This window comes from Oceanobacillus longus, from assembly GCF_042650085.1.
In the GTDB taxonomy this organism is placed as follows: domain Bacteria; phylum Bacillota; class Bacilli; order Bacillales; family Amphibacillaceae; genus Oceanobacillus; species Oceanobacillus longus.
The window spans coordinates 268,857-286,580 of the sequence record NZ_JBHSAO010000011.1; the positions used below are offsets into that span (position 1 = coordinate 268,857).

At 39.8% G+C, this 17,724-nt stretch carries 13 protein-coding genes; 11 read left to right on the top strand and 2 right to left on the bottom strand.

Annotated elements, in window-relative coordinates; translation table 11 throughout:
• Positions 1 to 126: 126 nt before the first annotated feature.
• Positions 127 to 1,197 carry a peptidoglycan recognition protein family protein gene (locus ACFOUV_RS15260; RefSeq protein WP_379497643.1) on the bottom strand — a complete coding sequence of 357 codons (1,071 nt, stop codon included), beginning with the start codon at positions 1,195 to 1,197 and terminating at the stop codon, positions 127 to 129.
• 795 nt (positions 1,198 to 1,992) lie between these two features.
• Here ACFOUV_RS15260 and ACFOUV_RS15265 point away from each other — a divergent pair.
• The 7 genes from ACFOUV_RS15265 (at position 1,993) to ACFOUV_RS15295 (ending at position 10,565) form a co-directional block, all read left to right on the top strand.
• Complete coding sequence (locus tag ACFOUV_RS15265; protein WP_379497644.1) at positions 1,993 to 2,184, top strand: hypothetical protein; 192 nt, start codon at positions 1,993 to 1,995, stop codon at positions 2,182 to 2,184.
• Between the two features lie 479 nt (positions 2,185 to 2,663).
• Positions 2,664 to 3,239: a sigma-70 family RNA polymerase sigma factor gene (locus tag ACFOUV_RS15270; RefSeq protein ID WP_379497645.1), complete on the top strand. Its 576-nt coding sequence runs from the start codon at positions 2,664 to 2,666 to the stop codon at positions 3,237 to 3,239.
• Between the two features lie 330 nt (positions 3,240 to 3,569).
• On the top strand, positions 3,570 to 4,322 hold the full coding sequence (locus ACFOUV_RS15275; protein WP_379497646.1) for a DnaD domain-containing protein: 753 nt from the start codon (positions 3,570 to 3,572) through the stop codon (positions 4,320 to 4,322).
• A 139-nt stretch (positions 4,323 to 4,461) separates the two neighbouring features.
• Positions 4,462 to 6,393, top strand: coding sequence for a BglG family transcription antiterminator (locus ACFOUV_RS15280; RefSeq protein WP_379497647.1), 1,932 nt, complete (start codon positions 4,462 to 4,464; stop codon positions 6,391 to 6,393).
• Between the two features lie 145 nt (positions 6,394 to 6,538).
• Complete coding sequence (locus tag ACFOUV_RS15285; RefSeq protein WP_379497648.1) at positions 6,539 to 8,485, top strand: fructose-specific PTS transporter subunit EIIC; 1,947 nt, start codon at positions 6,539 to 6,541, stop codon at positions 8,483 to 8,485.
• A 208-nt stretch (positions 8,486 to 8,693) separates the two neighbouring features.
• The gene (manA, locus tag ACFOUV_RS15290; RefSeq protein WP_379497649.1) at positions 8,694 to 9,650 is read left to right on the top strand and encodes a mannose-6-phosphate isomerase, class I; all 957 of its coding nucleotides are present in this window, start codon (positions 8,694 to 8,696) and stop codon (positions 9,648 to 9,650) included.
• 63 nt (positions 9,651 to 9,713) lie between these two features.
• Positions 9,714 to 10,565, top strand: coding sequence for an ROK family protein (locus ACFOUV_RS15295; protein WP_379497650.1), 852 nt, complete (start codon positions 9,714 to 9,716; stop codon positions 10,563 to 10,565).
• 104 nt (positions 10,566 to 10,669) lie between these two features.
• On the opposite strand, the gene ACFOUV_RS15300 is transcribed toward ACFOUV_RS15295, so the two are convergent.
• A complete protein-coding gene (locus tag ACFOUV_RS15300; RefSeq protein WP_379497651.1) occupies positions 10,670 to 11,524 on the bottom strand; it encodes an HAD family hydrolase in 855 nt (284 codons plus the stop codon).
• A gap of 210 nt (positions 11,525 to 11,734) precedes the next feature.
• Between ACFOUV_RS15300 and ACFOUV_RS15305 the strand changes: the two genes are divergently transcribed.
• From ACFOUV_RS15305 to tkt, 4 genes are all read left to right on the top strand, one after another.
• The gene (locus ACFOUV_RS15305; protein ID WP_379497652.1) at positions 11,735 to 13,777 is read left to right on the top strand and encodes a BglG family transcription antiterminator; all 2,043 of its coding nucleotides are present in this window, start codon (positions 11,735 to 11,737) and stop codon (positions 13,775 to 13,777) included.
• Positions 13,777 to 14,058, top strand: coding sequence for a PTS sugar transporter subunit IIB (locus tag ACFOUV_RS15310; RefSeq protein WP_379497653.1), 282 nt, complete (start codon positions 13,777 to 13,779; stop codon positions 14,056 to 14,058). The genes ACFOUV_RS15305 and ACFOUV_RS15310 overlap by 1 nt, the downstream gene beginning before the upstream one ends.
• Positions 14,059 to 14,095: 37 nt before the next feature.
• Entirely contained in the window at positions 14,096 to 15,454 is a 1,359-nt protein-coding gene (locus ACFOUV_RS15315; protein ID WP_379497654.1) for a PTS ascorbate transporter subunit IIC, read from the top strand.
• Between the two features lie 112 nt (positions 15,455 to 15,566).
• Positions 15,567 to 17,564, top strand: a complete 1,998-nt coding sequence (gene tkt / locus ACFOUV_RS15320) for a transketolase (RefSeq protein WP_379497655.1) — start codon at positions 15,567 to 15,569, stop codon at positions 17,562 to 17,564.
• The last annotated feature ends 160 nt before the right edge of the window (positions 17,565 to 17,724 follow it).

The following is a 17,724-nucleotide window of genomic DNA, read 5'->3' on the forward strand; positions in this document are numbered from 1 at the left end:
TTTTCCCCTTTAGATCTAAATTTTTAGGGCTGTCCCTCTGTCTCTTTTTTCTAAAAAATAAGCCCTTCGATTGTTCCTGCACTCAAAGGGCTTTACCATTAATGAAAAGCTAGTTGCAATTTAAATTTAATTCATCACGTTTTCTAATGCTTTCTTCGTAGCAGGGCCGTAAATTTCGTCTGCCGCTAGTCCATGAGTTAACTGGAATCTTCTAACCGCATCAGCCGTCTTGGGACCGTAAACGCCATCAACCCCATTATTCTTGGCATCTTTATCCGGGTAGTAATAAACGCTTGCTAGTGCCTCTTGCACAGCCCTAACACCACTGCCGCTAGGATAAGGTCTAATTGCACGATAAACAGTGTTGGGTAGAGACGTTCCACTATTTGTAGGCGTTTTATTGCTATTTAGTTTATTATACACTTGTTTACCTGCTAATCCATCTACAGATAGACCGTAATAACTTTGGAAACGCCGTACAGCATCTTCCGTATCGTCACCATAATAGGAATCAATTCCATTGTTAGTTGCTTGTTTATTCGGATAAAATTGTGGATTGTTGTTCGAAAGTTTCGTCTGTAATTGTCTTACAGGTTCGCCATATTCACCCTTGCCAAGCGTTTGACCACTCCACTTACCGGTTACTTTTGTCCATCTAGGCTTCGGTGCACTAGGGGTCGTAACTGGCTGCTTCGGTTGACCTTCAGAAGTATCTCCACGGGCACTACTGATCATCCTATTGAAGTCCGCCCAATCAATTCCTTTACTCCCATTTCGTAAGTTAGTCGGACAGTTCTTACTACTCCAGCGGTGATGCTGGACCACATTCGTTTGTGGAATACCCTCATCTTTCATGATTTTCTTAACTAATTCCGCTGCATTCTCAACCGCCTTTTTGAAATCTCCGTCCCTGTTAACACAAATTTCAATGCCGATGGAATTCATGTTACCATCACCTCGACCATCTCCTGCATGCCAGAGCCTAGCCGTGTGTTCAAACGATTGGATCGCTTCTTTATCGTCCACTTGCCAATGCCAGGATGCGGTAAAGCCATTCGACTGTAAATTGGCATGGGTTTGTGCATCAGCGCCAGGGCTTGTATTGGCGGTCTCATGAATGGTGATAAACTTTCTGCCGTTGATTCCGGGGTACCCACTTCGGGTTGAGTTGACGAGTTGCTTTTTTATAAGCACCATGTTAACACCTCCTTATTAGCTAATTTGAAAAACGATCCGCCCGATTGGACTAGTTGTTTGTACGAGATAAGCAGCTGACTGGATTCCTTATTTCAAGCCTTTTCTATGCGATTCTTCATTTTGCTTCTGTGCACTTTTCTCATTGAATTGGTTTCTGGAGGTTATGAAGAATTAAAATGGAATTCTATAACTACAATCGAAATGAGATTGAAAGAAGGGGTGTTTTTTATAAAATGGGTTCTAAAAAGATTAAAAGTAATTAAAGTTAAAATTTACAGGGGGATTCTGACTGTACATGCACAGCCAAACAGATTACTGCTTACAGTAATCGCGTATCCGTCACATTTATCGCTTTTTACAGGGGACAGTTTTCGTTACAAAGAATCTTTATTACATGGATAATCGGGGCTGGCAAGTGGCAGAAAATTTTAAATGCCATTTCATACATTTTTTACTTGCCAAATATAATAGTGACATAGTACTATAGAACTGTATTAGAAATCAGAATATTTACCTATTTCTTTTAAAATGGAGAAATGAGCCACATATCGTTAACAAAAATGAAAAATAGCTAGATAAGCGTAACACAAAACACTACAAGCTACGACAAACCTCCTAGACGTCCAGCACCGAACTTTTTCAACTTCAGCTGTCAAATGGAACAATTGAAAGCGTTATTTTACAGATGGCTACTAATTTCATTTATACAGAACTATTGTTCTTGTATACATATAATTATGAGGCATTTTCTTTAATGAATGAAGCTTCAAAAATAAAATAGGAGGAAAGTAAACGATGAAGAATGCAAGAAGAATCGAGTGTCCTGCATGTGGGCACAGGCTAATGGACAAAAAGGAAGGAGCATTTGGTGCGGTTCAGGTAAAGTGTATGAAAAGTAAACATGTATGGGAAATTGAACTAAGTAAACTCAGTTTTAAGTTAATACATGGAAAACTATACCGTGACGATAAGGAGTCAGTAAGTTAGATTGTTAAGATTCTTATGGCTTTTAAGGCTACCTTATAGCCCGGATAGCAATAAGTACGAATCATTATTTAGCCCTTTTATTGTATGTAAAAATTCAGGAGTCCAATTATACCGAGCGAGGAATCTTAAGAATTACCCAGGCCGGATAATGACCTATTTTGGAAGGGTTATCTGGTTTTTTGTGTTGTCTAGATACGTTATAGAAATGCACGCATAAGCAATTCGCAACTCCGTACAGGAAGGTTCACCTACACTTCGATGCCTTGCTTATGCGTCCAATTCTAAGCAGTCGCTTGCGCTTTTTTTTGTTTAACAATACGATATTCGGTACCGAGCAATGGAGTCGCCTGAAGAGCGAACTACCTAATAGCCGGACAGTAACTAATTCAGTTTAGTTATTGTCGGGCTTTTTATACTTTTTTTATCCCTTAAGGGGGAGACGCGGGGACACTATTTTGTCACAGAAAGGTGAAATGAAGATGGATAAGGATCGAGATTTTTCGTTTGAGGAGATTTTTAAGCAGAATGAGCAGCGAATTTATTTTCACATTCAACGATTAGGCATTCACGATGTTCATCGGGAATTTTATGTGGAGGGATTGTATGCGATGTGGATGGCTTATAAGAAATACGAGCCAGATAAAGGTCCGCTATCTACCTATTTCAACTATATGATTCGCAATCGTCTCATCGACTTGGTTCGCAAAAAGACAAATAACGATCAGCAGGAGGAAAAGCTCCAACAAGCGCATATGCTCAAGGGGCTGGCTGGAAGTTATTACAGTGGCGGGAAGTTGCTCGTTACAATAAATGATGGAATAGAGTTGGTGGATGAAGCCTACTGGCAGGAAATAAAGGATATGCTCACCGAAAAGCAATGGAAGTGGGTGTATTATTACGTAATTTTAGACATGCCCTTAAAGGAAATTGCGAAACAAGAAAATGCAACTACAGAAGCAGTAAAAAGCTGGGGAAAAGGAGCACGAAAGAAACTGAAGGGATGGCATATGAAGAGAAAGCATGGGGACGGTTCTTTTGCTTCCTTAGAGGAATAGAGGTATTCGCATGGTATCTGCCTGCTATCGGAGCGGGTGCGGAGCGAGTGCCTGTCACTCCCCGGAATTTGTAGAATTTTGTCGAGAGGTTAAGGGGTTAGAGAGACTGTTAGGGAATGTGCTGACTATTCTTTAGCATTTTTCCAGTAAGCTTCTATTCACAAAGTATAGAGACAATGAAAGGGTGGAATATATGAATTACATCAAACAAGTCAATGCATTTTATAATCATTTGGAAACGAATCCGCTGTCGGCATCGGCAGCGAATCTTTGGCATGTGCTGATGCATGTCAATAATCGCGCAGTTGGAGGCAGGAGTTTACCGCTGCGATGTCAATGCTTTGTTATAAAGCAAATTTGACAGATAGCACGTTTAAACGGGCACGGAGGGAATTGCAGGAGAAGGGGTATATTCGTGTAAAGTCGCGAGGGGGAAATCGAGCAGCTTCTTATCAAATTGTATCTTTAGATCGGATGGTGGATCAGGAGGATGCGGCGGTTTTGGAGATGGAACAGAGTGAGGGTAGTAGCGCTGGCTGTGATGTGGACCGCAATTTGGACCACAACATGAACCACAATGTGAGCGGGAATGCTGACCCATTAATTAAACAAAACAATACGAAACAAAACGATTCAACAAATACAGACGCGATTCAATTTTTCCAGGAGAATTTCGGTTTGGTAAGCCCGTATGTTGCGGAAGATATGATTCATTGGATCAATGACTTAGATGAGTCGCTCGTTTTATATGCCATGAAACGTGCACTGGAACGCGGCAGAGCGAACTGGGGATATGTGAAGGCAATTCTAGATGCCTGGGTGAAGAAGGGGATTCGTAATGTGGAGGATGCTCGGGCGGAAGAAGCGGAATATCGGCGTCGTCGTGAGTTTAAACAGGGCCGGAATGCGTCAGGAGGTTATGGGGCCGGTGCTTCTGGCGTTGCGGATGTGGTTCCGGATTGGTTTAGGGAACAAAAGCAGAAGAAGGTGAAGGAGCAGAAACAGGTTGGAGATATACAGGGGGATTTGGCATCCTTGAAGGATCGTGTGGAGAGGCGGTTGGCGGAGTATCGGGGTGGATGATGGATTTGTTTTGTTTTGCTTCTTATCAGTATGCTCATATTCCCTTCTAATTTCTGCAGCTTTGATATCAACATGAGACTATACTAACGAAGCCAGTTCCTATACAATTTAGATAGAAGGACTTAAAGTAGGTGGCGTTATGAACGAAAGACAAAAGAAACTATTACAGATTTTATTGGATAATCATAATGCGGTTGTACAAATTCAGGATTTGGCAGAACGACTGGATTGTTCTGAAAAAACGGTTCGCAATGATTTGAAATATATAGAGGGACATATTCAGGAATTTTCGGATGCAATAATTGTTAGGAAGCCTGGAATTGGTGTTTATTTAGTGATGGATGAAGCGGAGCGGTCGCTATTGTTTCAGAGGCTGTCTAGTAGGGAAACAAAAACACAGGAAGAGCGGACCATCGAAATTGGATATCAACTGCTGACTAATGAGAAGCCGATTACGTTGCAACACTTAGCGAATCGTTACTATGTACCTAAAGCAACCATTAAAAAGGATATCGAGGAGATTGCAGGCTGGTTAAAGCGATTTGATATTGAGCTCGTTTCCAAGCAGCGGCTTGGAAGTGCCACTTGTGGATCAGAATTGAATCGCCGGAGTGCGCTTGCACATTTATCACGGATTACAACTTCTTCGGATGATAAGAGTTACGTACTAGATATGTTCCAGCCATATGAAATTACTACGGTAAGGAAGTTGTTGCAGGATATGCAGCTTCGTTATTCGATTGCTTTTACAGATGGAGCGATGGAAAGTTTACTTGTCCATGCCTTGATTATGATTAAAAGGACAAGGGAAAGGTCGACGGTATACATATCAGATGAAGATAAGGGGAAAACCCAGCAAACAGCAGAGTATGATTATATTAGATGGTTTACCAAACAATTGGAAATGGTCCTAAAAATAACCTTGCCAGAGAATGAACGGGTCTATTTTACTTGGCATTTAATCAGTAGTAAAAAGCACCAGGGTCTAAATTTGGTAGATGTTTCTGTTGAACAGGAGATATTGACCAAAGTAGTGAATGATCTAGTTGCAAAAGTAAACCGATTGACAATGACCAATTATGAAGCTGATTCTATACTTATAAACGGTCTCACCATTCATATGCATTCGGTTTTAAATCGAATCAATTATGGCTTTCCAATCACAAATCCATTGTTAGCTGAGATCAAGAAGATGTATCCATACATGTTCGGTATGGTAGTTCTAGCCTTGCAGGATATAAAAGTAACCTATAATTTAGATATTCCAGAAGATGAAGCCGCCTATCTTGTTCTCCATTTTCAAGCATCAGTGGAAAGAATGGAAGTTAGAAGGGAAAAGAGAAAAAAGGTATTAATCGTATGTCATCTAGGAACTGGCATGTCTCGCCTATTAGAGGCGAAAATCAAACATCATTACCAGGATATTCAAGTAGTAAGTTGTATCGGAAAATCAGATGTACATGAGTATTTGAAAACAAATCGAGTAGATATTGTTATTTCCACTGTCTCATTGGAGAAGGTCAATGTTCCATCAATCGTTATTTCACCATTATTAGAAGCACAGGACAGGGATAAGCTCAATCGGTTTTTCGATGAATTGGAAAACAAGAAAGCGTTGAGTCGGAAGGCTTCTGGACTTATGAAACTTGTGGAGAGGGAAAACATTCATCTGCAGGTGAAGCAGGAACATCGCTTTGAAATTGTTGAAATGCTTGGAAACGCTTTATATAAGAAACGTTATGTTGAACAAGCCTTTACGCATAGTGCACTCATTCGGGAACGAACATCTGCAACGTCCATTGGTGGAGGGATTGCAATTCCGCACGGACAGCCAGATCTTATTACGAAATCTACAATTTCTATAGCAGTCCTGGAGAAGCCGCTGGAATGGGGTCATGAAGTAGTTTCAGTTGTATTTTTGATTGCGATTTCCAATGAGGATCATCAGCAGACGAGGGAAGCGATTAGTGATATTGCTGCCATCAGTGAAAAACCTTCAATTGTTAAAGCATTGGTCGAAGCAGGAAATGTGAATGAATTTTTGAAAATACTGGAAAGTAAAACGAGTTAAGGAGTGGGGAGACCTGCTCTTTTTTTGTGGATTAATATGTTTTTACCACAAGTTCCGGTAATAACTAAGAATATATCAAGCCAGGATAGGGTTTATAATGAAGTAAAGCGATTACAAATTGATTAAAAATTTTGGAGGGAATACCATGAAAGTATTAGCTGTAACAGCTTGTCCTGTTGGGATTGCTCATACGTATATGGCTGCTGAAAATTTACAAAAAGCAGGCGAAACGTTAGGAATTGATATAAAGGTTGAAACTCAAGGTTCCATCGGTGTTGAAAATCCATTGACGGAACAGGATATTCAAGAGGCTGACGGTATTATTATTGCAGCGGACAAAGAAGTATCCAAAGAACGCTTTGCAGGTAAAAAAGTGATTGTAACCGGTGTACAGGATGGTATCCGTAAACCGGAAGAATTAATTAAACAAATTGAAAGCGGAAACGTTCCTATTTATAAAGCTGATTCTGCAGTTACACAGGAATCTGGCAAAAGTAAAAAGAAAGAAAACCCAATTTATAAGCACTTGATGAATGGTGTATCTTATATGGTGCCATTCATCGTCGTTGGTGGGTTATTGATTGCATTGGCACTGACGATTGGTGGGGAACAAACTCCTGGTGGAATTGTCATACCAGAGGATTCAATTTGGAAGCAAATTGAAAGTCTTGGTGGTACTGCATTTATGTTCATGGTACCCATTTTAGCTGGTTTCATTGCGGTAAGTATTGCGGACAGACCCGGACTTGTACCAGGAATGATCGGTGGTTACATTGCAGCAAATGGAAGTTTTTATGGGAGTGAAGCAGGAGCTGGATTTATTGGTGGGATTATTGCTGGTTTCTTAGCTGGTTATGTCGTACTGGCAATTAAAAAAGTAAAAGTACCAAAAGCAATGCAGCCGGTTATGCCAATTATTTTTATTCCGATTATCGGTTCAGTCGTTGTAGGATTAGCGTTTATTTATATCATTGGTGCACCAGTAGCACAAATTTTTGAATCATTGACAACCGTGCTTGCGGGAATGCAAGGTGCAAGTTCTATTCTTTTAGCTCTAATTCTAGGAGCAATGATTTCAGTCGATATGGGTGGGCCATTTAATAAAGTAGCATTCTTATTCGGTTCTGCCATGATTGCGGAAGGTAACTATGAAATTATGGGACCAATCGCAGTTGCAATCTGTATTCCGCCAATTGGACTCGGACTTGCAACATTCATTTTCAAAAATAAATTCAGACAAGATGAAAGAGAAGCTGGAAAAGCATCCTTCACGATGGGGTTATTCGGAATTACGGAAGGTGCGATTCCATTCGCAGCACAGGATCCGCTCCGTGTTATTCCAAGTATTATGGTAGGATCTATGGTAGGTTCCGTTATCGCAATGATGGCAAGTGTTGGTGACAGGGTAGCACACGGTGGGCCAATTGTAGCAGTTCTTGGAGCAGTTGATAATGTAATCATGTTCTTCGTTGCAGCAATCATCGGTTCAGTCGTTACCGCACTTATGATTAAGTTATTGAAGAAAGATGTTGATGCCGTTGTCGTAGCTACAGATGCAGGAAATGTAGCAGTTTCAGATATGGATGAAGAAGTCGAAGTATCACAGCAACACGTAAAGCAAGATAAAGTTGAAATTAATAAATTAACCGATATAACAAACCTTAATCTAATCGAAACAGAATTAACAGGAACGACACGTGATGATGTGATTGATGAGCTAATCGCAAAATTCGATGCAGCCGGTGTCTTAAGTTCTCAGGCTGATTATAGAAATGCAATCTTAGCTCGTGAAGCTGAAAGCACAACAGGTCTGGGCATGAACATCGCCATACCACACGGTAAATCAAATGCAGTAAAACGTCCAACCGTCGCATTCGGTATCAAACAAGACGGTATCGACTGGAAAAGCCTTGATGGAACAGATGCTAAACTAATCTTCATGATCGCCGTGCCAGAAGAGAGCGCAGGAGACGCACACTTGAAAATTCTGCAGATGCTGTCTCGTAAATTGATGGATGATGGGTTTAGAGAGCAGTTGCTGGAAGTTAAGAATAAGGAAGAGGCTTATGCATTGTTAGAAACGATAGAGTAGAGGGTCAGTGCCTGTCACTCCCCGAAATTTGTCGAATAGGAAGAGGGCTTTGTGCTCTCTTTTCTTTCTATTTATTTGTCGAGGTGGTAAGCTATTTTTATACATAGTTACGAATCGCTTTTGAAAATGAGTAAGGTGTAAAACGGTAGAAAATATACATAAACGCTCCAAATGGACGCTGAGTGATTAACGATTCAGGAGGTATAATATGTACAACGAACCAATTTTTCTAAAACCTGTCTTCCAGGAACGAATATGGGGAGGTAAAAAACTCCAAACGGAATTCAACTATACAATTCCATCTGATAAAACGGGCGAGGCATGGGTTATTTCTGCGCATCCAAATGGACCAAGCATCATCGAGAATGGTCCACTCGCGGGCAAAACGCTTGCTGATGCTTGGAATGATCATGGTGAATTATTCAATAAAAGTGCTGATAACATTGAAGAGTATCCATTACTTATCAAGATTCTCGATGCTGCAGATGACTTATCTGTTCAAGTGCATCCAAATGATCAGTTTGCGCGTGACGTAGAGAATGTCCCATATGGTAAAACAGAATGCTGGTATGTTTTAAGTGCAGAAGAAGGTGCCGAGCTCGTTCTGGGTCATCATGCAACTACTCGAAAAGAGCTAGAAAGAATGATGGATAACGGGGAATGGGATAACCTGCTGAAAAAAGTTGAAGTAAAAGCAGGTGATTTCGTATACGTTCCAAGTGGTACGATACATGCGATAGGTAAGGGAATTGTAATCCTCGAAACACAGCAGAGTTCAGACATTACGTATCGTGTGTATGATTACGACCGTGCAGATGCTAGTGGGCAAACTCGTGAACTACATTTGGAACGCTCCAAAGAAGTGACAACTGTTCCACATCAGGATGCTCACGCTGAGCAAACGGAAACACATATTGACGACTTGGCGATTAATAAGCTGGTTGAAGAACAGTATTTTTCAGTTTATCACTGGAACCTGAAAGGGGAAGCATCTCAGAAATTAGAGAATGATTTCCTGCAGATTAGTGTCATTGAGGGAGAAGCTGAGATTACGATAGATGGAAAGACGACCTCCATTGAGAAAGGAAGTCATTTTATCCTACCACATGGTGTAGATGAATATTTACTTTCTGGAGAAGCGGAATTTATTGTTTCTCATGTATAATATATAATAACAGTAAGTCCTATTAACTAAATTAATAGGGCTTTTCTAATAAGGAGGCTTATTATGCTAATAGGTGGTATCGAAGCAGGTGGAACAAAATTCGTATGTGCCGTGGGGGATGAAAATGGGAATATTATCGATAAAGTCAGCTTTCTAACGCGCCAACCGGATGAAACGTTAGATGAGGTGAAGAAATTTTTCGATAATCATCCCATCGAGGCTCTGGGAGTAGGCAGTTTTGGACCAGTGGACTTGAATAAAGATAGTCAGTCATTTGGAACAATTTTAAATACTCCTAAACCAAAATGGAAGAATTACAATCTACTAGGCCGGTTAAAAAAGGACTTTCATATTCCTCTCTCTCTGGATACGGATGTAAATGCCGCATGTCTTGGTGAATATAAATATGGAATTGGCAGCGATGTGAAAAGCTGTTTATACATTACGGTTGGGACAGGCATTGGTGCCGGACTTGTACAAGAGGGCAACACCTTTCAAGGGAAAAACCATTCGGAGATGGGACATATTCTCGTCCAACAACATTCAGATGACTTCTCGTTTAATGGTAGCTGTCCATACCATGGAACATGCTTAGAAGGCCTTGCCTCGGGTACAGCCATTGAAGCACGTTATGGAAAAAAGGGTATTTTATTGGCAGATGATGAGAAGGTTTGGGAAATGGAAGCATTCTATTTAGCGCAGGCAATTTTGAATTATTTTGTGATGTTATCGCCAGAGCGAATAATCATCGGTGGCGGTGTGATGAAACAGCAAAACCTGTATGCAATCGTTAGGGAGAATTTTTTGGAATTGATGAATGGCTACTTAGAAGTAGAAAATGTAGATGAGCTGATCGTCGCCCCAAGTCTAGAAGATGAACAAGGCATTAAAGGCGCTATCGCTCTAACTATATAAAATGGAAGCAAGGGGACGTTTCCTCGTGCTTCCATTTATACTGGTATACAGAGGAAATGGAACAATGAAACCTGAAGCCCTGTTCTTTAGAACCACCTCAGTAACTATGCCTTTTCTTTGAACTTTCGGGCTAAGTATTCATATAGCCCATTCTCTCTGTATGTATATATTGTTACTTCATCTGCCTTTTCTTTTACTACTTCTTCTGCATTTTGCATGGCAACGGAATAGGCAGCTAGTTCAAACATTGGGAGATCATTTTCTCCGTCTCCAACTACCATTAAATTCTCATTGGAAATGTCGTATTCTTGCAGTAACATGTTTAGTGCTGTTGCTTTGGATACATTGCTGACCATGATTTCAACATTGTGTAGAGAAGAGGAAGAAAGGGAAAAATCTGTTTGCTTCTTTATTTGGTACAGTGTGTTTTTCCAATCGTCAATCGATTCAGGATTCATACTAAAAAAGTACACCTTGACGATATTTTCAAAAGTTAAATTTTCCACCCAGTTTATATTCTCTCGTATGGCGTCTTGTCGAGCTTTATATTCATTATTCAGAAGTGTATCAGGTCGCGTCTTGTTAACCTCCGCCTCCAAATAAGCTCGGTCTTCCGCTTTTGCAAAGCGAATCCCATCTTTAGGATGTATCTCATAATATAAATTTTTCTCACGTGCTCTAGAAACAACGTCTTTCAATAGTTCTGCTTGTAACGTATGCTGAACAATAGCTTTGGTATTCGTATAGCAGCTCATACCGTTTGCTGTTACGAAACCATCGACATGTAGATCATCAGGAAGGACGTCATTAATTTCAAGTTTAGTTCTTCCGGTTGCAATAAATACACGTATGTCACGACTTCGTATTTTTCCAATTAATTTAACCAAGTGTTCATCTACTTTATTCTCATCATTTAATAATGTACCGTCCATATCCAATGCGATTGCTTTTATATTCATAAGAAAAGTACCTCCAATTTTTTCCTGCACGTTTATTTTCTGAAAGATACGATTGTTAAGTTCTCTTCGAGTATAATGAGAGCAGTGGAATAATACAACAATAGTCAGAGCCCAATTGATGTTGTAATCGCTGTCATTCGTTGGGTCTAATTGTTGTTGTATAAGCAATGTAAGCGTTTTATAATATGAATAGAGGTGGAGGGATACAGTTTGTTTGATCAAAGATCCTATAAACTATTTGAAGAAATAACGAAACACGACCAATTAACAAAACAAGAATTAATGAGGCAATTTAATCTGACAGAACGACAATTAAATTATGATTTGCAAAAGGTTAATGATGTTTTAAGCAGTCGTGATTTACCAGAGTTAGAGATAGCTAATCAATTGATTGTTATTAATAAGAAACTTAAGAAACTGCTTAAAACAAATTTCCTTCTCGATTTGAATGCGGATCAGTTTCTCATTTCTGAGCAAGATAGGGCCTATTTGATTTATTTGTACACATTCATTCGAAACGAGCCTGTTTCCAATTACCACTTCCAAATTTTACTAAGTGTAAGTAAAAATACTGCGCTTACAGACGTGAAAAGATTAAAAGATGTTTGTGAGAACTGGAATACGAGATTTTTGTACACCCGTTCGGATGGTTATCACATCGAAGGAAATGAAATGGACAGACGGAGATTAGCCATGTTCAGTGTTAATCACTTGCTCTCCCAACCTCTTGGGAAAGAAATTATTGTTCTAGCACTTAAGTCCTGGGGGAAATCAGAGATTCTAGTCGAAACCCAACAGTTGGTGGATGGATTTTTAAAAGAGAGAGAAGTGAACCTGGTTAAAAGTAGAAAGTCTGAGATGATTGTTCATCTTGCATTCATCAAGGCACGTAATCGAAGCGAAGGATTGTTGTTCAACGAATTCGAAAAACAGCTATTGGAGAGGCAGAGCATATTTAAATTCGGGAAAGAACTTGCTCATAAATTACTACCTGAAGGAGGTGGGGGAGAAAGTTATTTTGTGACAATCCAGTTACTAATAGCACTTCAAGAGGTTTCAAGTAAAGACAATCCCACTTTAGAAGTTTTAGCAGGACAGATTATCGATGAATTCGAAAAAAATACCTTGCTGCCAATAAAGGAGAAGGAATTTTTAAAGCAAAGTTTGTTCAATCATCTTGTTCCAGCATTTATTAGAATCACATTTGAAATTCCGCTTGTTAACCCGTTAACGCAAACGATTAAATCAGAGTATACAGAGCTGTTTCATTTTGTGGAACGATCATTAGCTCCATTATCTCTTTGGACAGGGAAAGTAATAAGTGAAGCCGAAATTGGTTACTTTACCATTCATTTTGGTGGTTTTTTGGAAAGGGATAAGAAATTAAAATCCGAAAAAATAAACGGATTGATTGTTTGTTCCAATGGCCTAAGTTCCTCCATCATGCTTGAAGCACAGCTTAAAGACATGTTTCCTGAAATCCATTTTACAAGAATACCAACGGGTGAAAAGCTTGAGGATATACCGACAACCAGCTATGATGTTGTGTTTTCTACGGTTAATGCAATCTCTGTTAAACCTGTATTTATTGTAAAGCCATTATTATCTCAAGTGGAAAAAAATTATTTAATCCAGTCTGTAGTAAACCAATTTCCTAGACTAAACGATCGGAATTTTTCAGTCGATCAGTTAATGGAAGTTATTAAAAAGCATACGGAAATCAAAGATGAGAACAAATTATTTTCTGAACTTGTACAACTATTTTACTCACAGAATAAGAATAAGGGGGCTCATAAGCCAATGCTTTCGGAACTATTAACAACAGATACCATCCAATTTACTGATGAGGATTTAGGATGGAAAGATGCAATCCTACAAGCATCCCAGCCATTGGTCGAATCCAATAAAGTGCAACAAAAATATGTGGATGCCATGATAACAAATGTAGAAGAAATTGGGACCTATATTCATATTGGTAAAGGAATAGCCATCCCACATGCAAGGCCTGAAAATGGTGTAAATCAGCTGGGCATGTCCTTCCTGCGAACGAAGAAACCGGTATTCCTTCTGGGTCAGGAAGCACATAAAATTGATATTTTTATTTGCTTAGCTGCCATCGATAGTGAAGCACATCTTAAGGCACTTGCACAGTTGACAAGAATATTAGGTGATGATGAACTGCTGAATGCGATTAAGGATGCAGAAACTGCAGAGCAGGTCATTGAAATTATAAAAAAAGGGGAGAGCAAGTAATGAAAATTTTAGCCGTATGTGGATCAGGATTAGGAACAAGTTTTATGGTAGAAATGAACATCAATCAAATATTAGGTGAATTGGGGGTTACAGGTGTTGAAGTTTCTCATTCTGACTTAAGCTCAGCAACACCAGCAGATGCGGATGTCTTCTTCCTTGCAAAAGATATTGCTGAGGGTGGCGAACATCTTGGAGAAGTAGTTGTTATGGAAAGTATTATTGATATGGATGAATTAAGAACAAAAGTAAAACAGGTTTTGGAAGAAAGAGGATTGCTTTAAAAATAAAAAAATAGAGGTAATAGGGGAGGAATAGGTTATGAGTACATTAATTGATATTTTGAGTCAACCTGCGATATTAGTAGCCCTTATCGCACTAATTGGACTTGCTGCACAAAGAAAGAATTTGTCTGACACGATGAAAGGGACGACAAAAACATTTGTTGGTTTCCTCGTCATTTCAGCAGGTGCAGGAATCCTGCAAACTGCTCTAACACCATTTGGAGCTATGTTCCAGGAGGCGTTTAATGTTTCCGGTGTCGTTCCGAATAACGAAGCAATTGTTGCTTTGGCATTAACTGAATTTGGTACAAATACTGCACTTATTATGTTCTTTGGTATGGTTGTCAACGTTCTGATTGCAAGATTTACGCGGTTTAAATATATCTTTTTAACCGGGCATCATACACTTTACATGGCATGTATGTTAGCTGTCATCATGGCTGTAGCAGGATTTAACACATTTGGATTGATAGCAGCAGGATCTGTTGCATTAGGTATTATCATGACGCTATCTCCAGCAATTCTTCAGCCGTTTATGCGTCAACTGACTGGTAATGACAATGTGGCATTAGGTCACTTCAGTGCAGTTGGTTATGCATTAAGTGGATTGGTTGGAAAGTTATTTAAAGGAAGCAAAGAAAACTCTACTGAAAATATTAATTTTCCAAAAGGCTTAGGATTTTTACGTGATAGTACAGTAAGTATCGCCTTAACGATGGTAGTTATGTATGTGATTGTAGCACTATTTGCAGGACCTACATTTATTGAAGCAGAATTAAGTGCTGGTACGAACTTCTTGGTATTCTCACTGATTCAAGCAGGTAGCTTTGCTGCAGGTGTATTTATTATCCTTTCTGGGGTTCGTCTCGTATTGGCAGAGATTGTACCTGCATTTAAAGGTATTTCTACTAAACTCGTGCCAAATGCAAAACCAGCTCTTGATGTACCAATCATTTTCCCATTCGCACCGAATGCGGTATTAATTGGTTTCTTCGCAAGTTTTGTTGGTGGTATCGTTAGTATGGTAATCATGATTTTCACAGGTGGCGTTATTATTTTACCAGGGGTAGTTCCTCACTTCTTTACAGGTGCTGCAGCAGGGGTGTTCGGTAATGCAACCGGTGGATATAAAGGTGCAGTTGCAGGTGCATTTGTAAACGGTATCATCATTTCGTTCCTACCAGTATTCTTAATGCCAGTATTGGGAGATTTAGGTTTTGCTAACACAACATTCTCTGATGCTGACTTTGGTATAGGTGGTATCTTCTTCGGTACACTTGCTAACTATGCTGGCCCAATTGCAATTGTTATTAGTTTAATCGTAATTCTAGCGTTGATGGCAATCCCATCCAGAAAGAATAAAACGGAAGAAAAGGCCGATAAGAAAGTAATTTAGTTAGGAGGGGGAGCCACATTGATGTCGACGTTCATTAAAAGTGAACCAAGCAATATTAATTGGCATCCCCTTTTTATAGATAGATGTATTACTAAAAAATGGAGGTATTACGATGACAACATTACATTCTACTGTATCCGAATTATCAATTAACACGATACGAACATTGACCATTGACAGTGTGGAAGAGGCACAACATGGACATGCAGGCATGCCAATGGGAGCTGCTCCGATGGCATATAGTTTATGGAAGAATATCATGAATATTAATCCATCAAATCCCCACTGGTTTAACCGTGATCGTTTTGTATTATCTGCTGGTCATGGGTCCAATCTATTATATAATCTGCTTCACCTTTCCGGTTTTGATTTAACGATCGAAGACTTAAAGAATACAAGACAATGGGGAAGCAAAACACCAGGGCATCCGGAATACGGCGTAACCCCGGGTGTGGAAGCAACTACAGGTCCACTTGGGCAAGGTATTCCTGTGAGTGTTGGGATGGCTTTAGCTGAAAGACATTTGGCTGAGACATATAATAAGAGTGACTTCCCAGTGGTTGATCATTACACGTATACGATTTGTGGTGATGGGGATCTAATGGAAGGTGTATCTTATGAGGCAGCATCACTTGCGGGTCACTTGAAACTTGGGCGACTAATTGTGTTGTATGATTCTAATGATATTAGTTTAGATGGAAGCCTTGGCCTATCATTTTCCGAAGACATCAAAAAACGTTTTGAATCATATAATTGGCAGTATTTAAGTGTTGAAGATGGTAATGATATCGAAGCAATAACGAAAGCAATCGAAGAAGCAAAAGCTGATACGGAGCGACCTTGCTTAATTGAAATTAAGACGGTGATTGGCTATGGCTCACCGACGCTGCAAGGAACCCATGATGCACATAGTGATCCACTTGGCCAAGAAGAAATTGAACGTACGAAGGAATTTTATAACTGGGATTATGAAGAATTCCATGTTCCTGAAGAAGTTTATGAAGATTTTAGCAGTATTAAAGAAAATGGAATTGCAAAAGAGGAATCATGGAATCAATTATTTGATGCGTACCAAGATAAGTATCCAGAGCTTGCCGGGGAATTAAATCGCATTATAGACGGAAAACTTCCAGCTGGATGGGATACTGATTTACCTGTTTATACGGAAGCTGATACGTTAGCGACTCGTGTTGCTGCAAGTGAAACTTTGAATACATTAGCTGGCAGCATCACGGAACTGGTTGGTGGTTCTGCTGACCTGGACTCTTCAACGAAAACTAGATTAAAAGAATATGTTGACCTAAATAGTAACGATTACTCCGGGCGAAATATTAGATTTGGAGTAAGAGAGTTTGCGATGGGGGCTGTAGCAAATGGGCTTGCGTTGCATCACATGCGCCCATTCATTAGTACATTCTTTGTTTTCTCCGACTATTTACGTCCAGCAATACGCCTTGCTTCTTTAATGGAATTACCGATTACGTATGTATTTACACATGATACAATAGCAGTTGGACAAGATGGACCGACCCATCAACCGGTTGAACAGCTGGCTGCATTCAGAGCAATGCCCGGATTATCTGTTATCCGCCCAGCTGATGCAAATGAAACCAGAGAAGCTTGGAAAATAGCAATCGAACAAAAGGGAAATCCAACGATGCTCGTGTTAGGAAGACAAGGGTTACCAACCTTACGTACTACGGGGGATTTGGTAGCTGAAGGTGTACGAAAAGGTGCATATGTTGTTTCTGAAGCTGCAGGAGAAGCTATTGGTATTTTAGTTGCTGCTGGTTCTGAGGTTTCTTTATCGATTGAGGCTCAAGCGAAGCTGGCCGAAGAAGGGATTTTTGTGAATGTTGTCAGCATGCCATCATGGGATTTATTTGATAAACAGTCAGCAGAGTATCAAGAAAGCGTATTGCCAAGCAACCTGCAAAAACGCCTAACAGTCGAAATGGGCTCCAAACTCGGCTGGAGAGAATACGCAGGAAGAGAAGGTGCAGTTATGAGCATCGACACATTCGGCGCATCCGCACCAGGAAATGAAGTAATCGAAAAATACGGATTCACCGTTGAAAACGTTGTAAAGAAATTCAAAGAATTACTATAACATGTACACTTAAAAGGTAACCTTCGTCATCAGGTTACCTTTTTAGCATAACATTTTAAAAGCCAAATAAAGAGATAAGCAAACCACCAAAAACGAAAAAACCTCAATAAAAAACCGAACAGTGCCTGTCACTCCCCGAATTTTGTCGAATGTGGGTGCT

Excerpts from the sequence above, each read along its gene's own strand:
- manA (WP_379497649.1), top strand. The coding sequence starts at position 8,694 with ATGTACAACGAACCAATTTTTCTAAAACCTGTCTTCCAGGAACGAATA.
- ACFOUV_RS15310 (WP_379497653.1), top strand. The coding sequence starts at position 13,777 with ATGAAAATTTTAGCCGTATGTGGATCAGGATTAGGAACAAGTTTTATG.
- ACFOUV_RS15315 (WP_379497654.1), top strand. The coding sequence starts at position 14,096 with ATGAGTACATTAATTGATATTTTGAGTCAACCTGCGATATTAGTAGCC.
- ACFOUV_RS15295 (WP_379497650.1), top strand. The coding sequence starts at position 9,714 with ATGCTAATAGGTGGTATCGAAGCAGGTGGAACAAAATTCGTATGTGCC.
- ACFOUV_RS15275 (WP_379497646.1), top strand. The coding sequence starts at position 3,570 with ATGTCAATGCTTTGTTATAAAGCAAATTTGACAGATAGCACGTTTAAA.
- ACFOUV_RS15280 (WP_379497647.1), top strand. The coding sequence starts at position 4,462 with ATGAACGAAAGACAAAAGAAACTATTACAGATTTTATTGGATAATCAT.
- ACFOUV_RS15260 (WP_379497643.1), bottom strand. The coding sequence starts at position 1,197 with ATGGTGCTTATAAAAAAGCAACTCGTCAACTCAACCCGAAGTGGGTAC.
- ACFOUV_RS15270 (WP_379497645.1), top strand. The coding sequence starts at position 2,664 with ATGGATAAGGATCGAGATTTTTCGTTTGAGGAGATTTTTAAGCAGAAT.
- tkt (WP_379497655.1), top strand. The coding sequence starts at position 15,567 with ATGACAACATTACATTCTACTGTATCCGAATTATCAATTAACACGATA.
- ACFOUV_RS15265 (WP_379497644.1), top strand. The coding sequence starts at position 1,993 with ATGAAGAATGCAAGAAGAATCGAGTGTCCTGCATGTGGGCACAGGCTA.
- ACFOUV_RS15300 (WP_379497651.1), bottom strand. The coding sequence starts at position 11,524 with ATGAATATAAAAGCAATCGCATTGGATATGGACGGTACATTATTAAAT.
- ACFOUV_RS15285 (WP_379497648.1), top strand. The coding sequence starts at position 6,539 with ATGAAAGTATTAGCTGTAACAGCTTGTCCTGTTGGGATTGCTCATACG.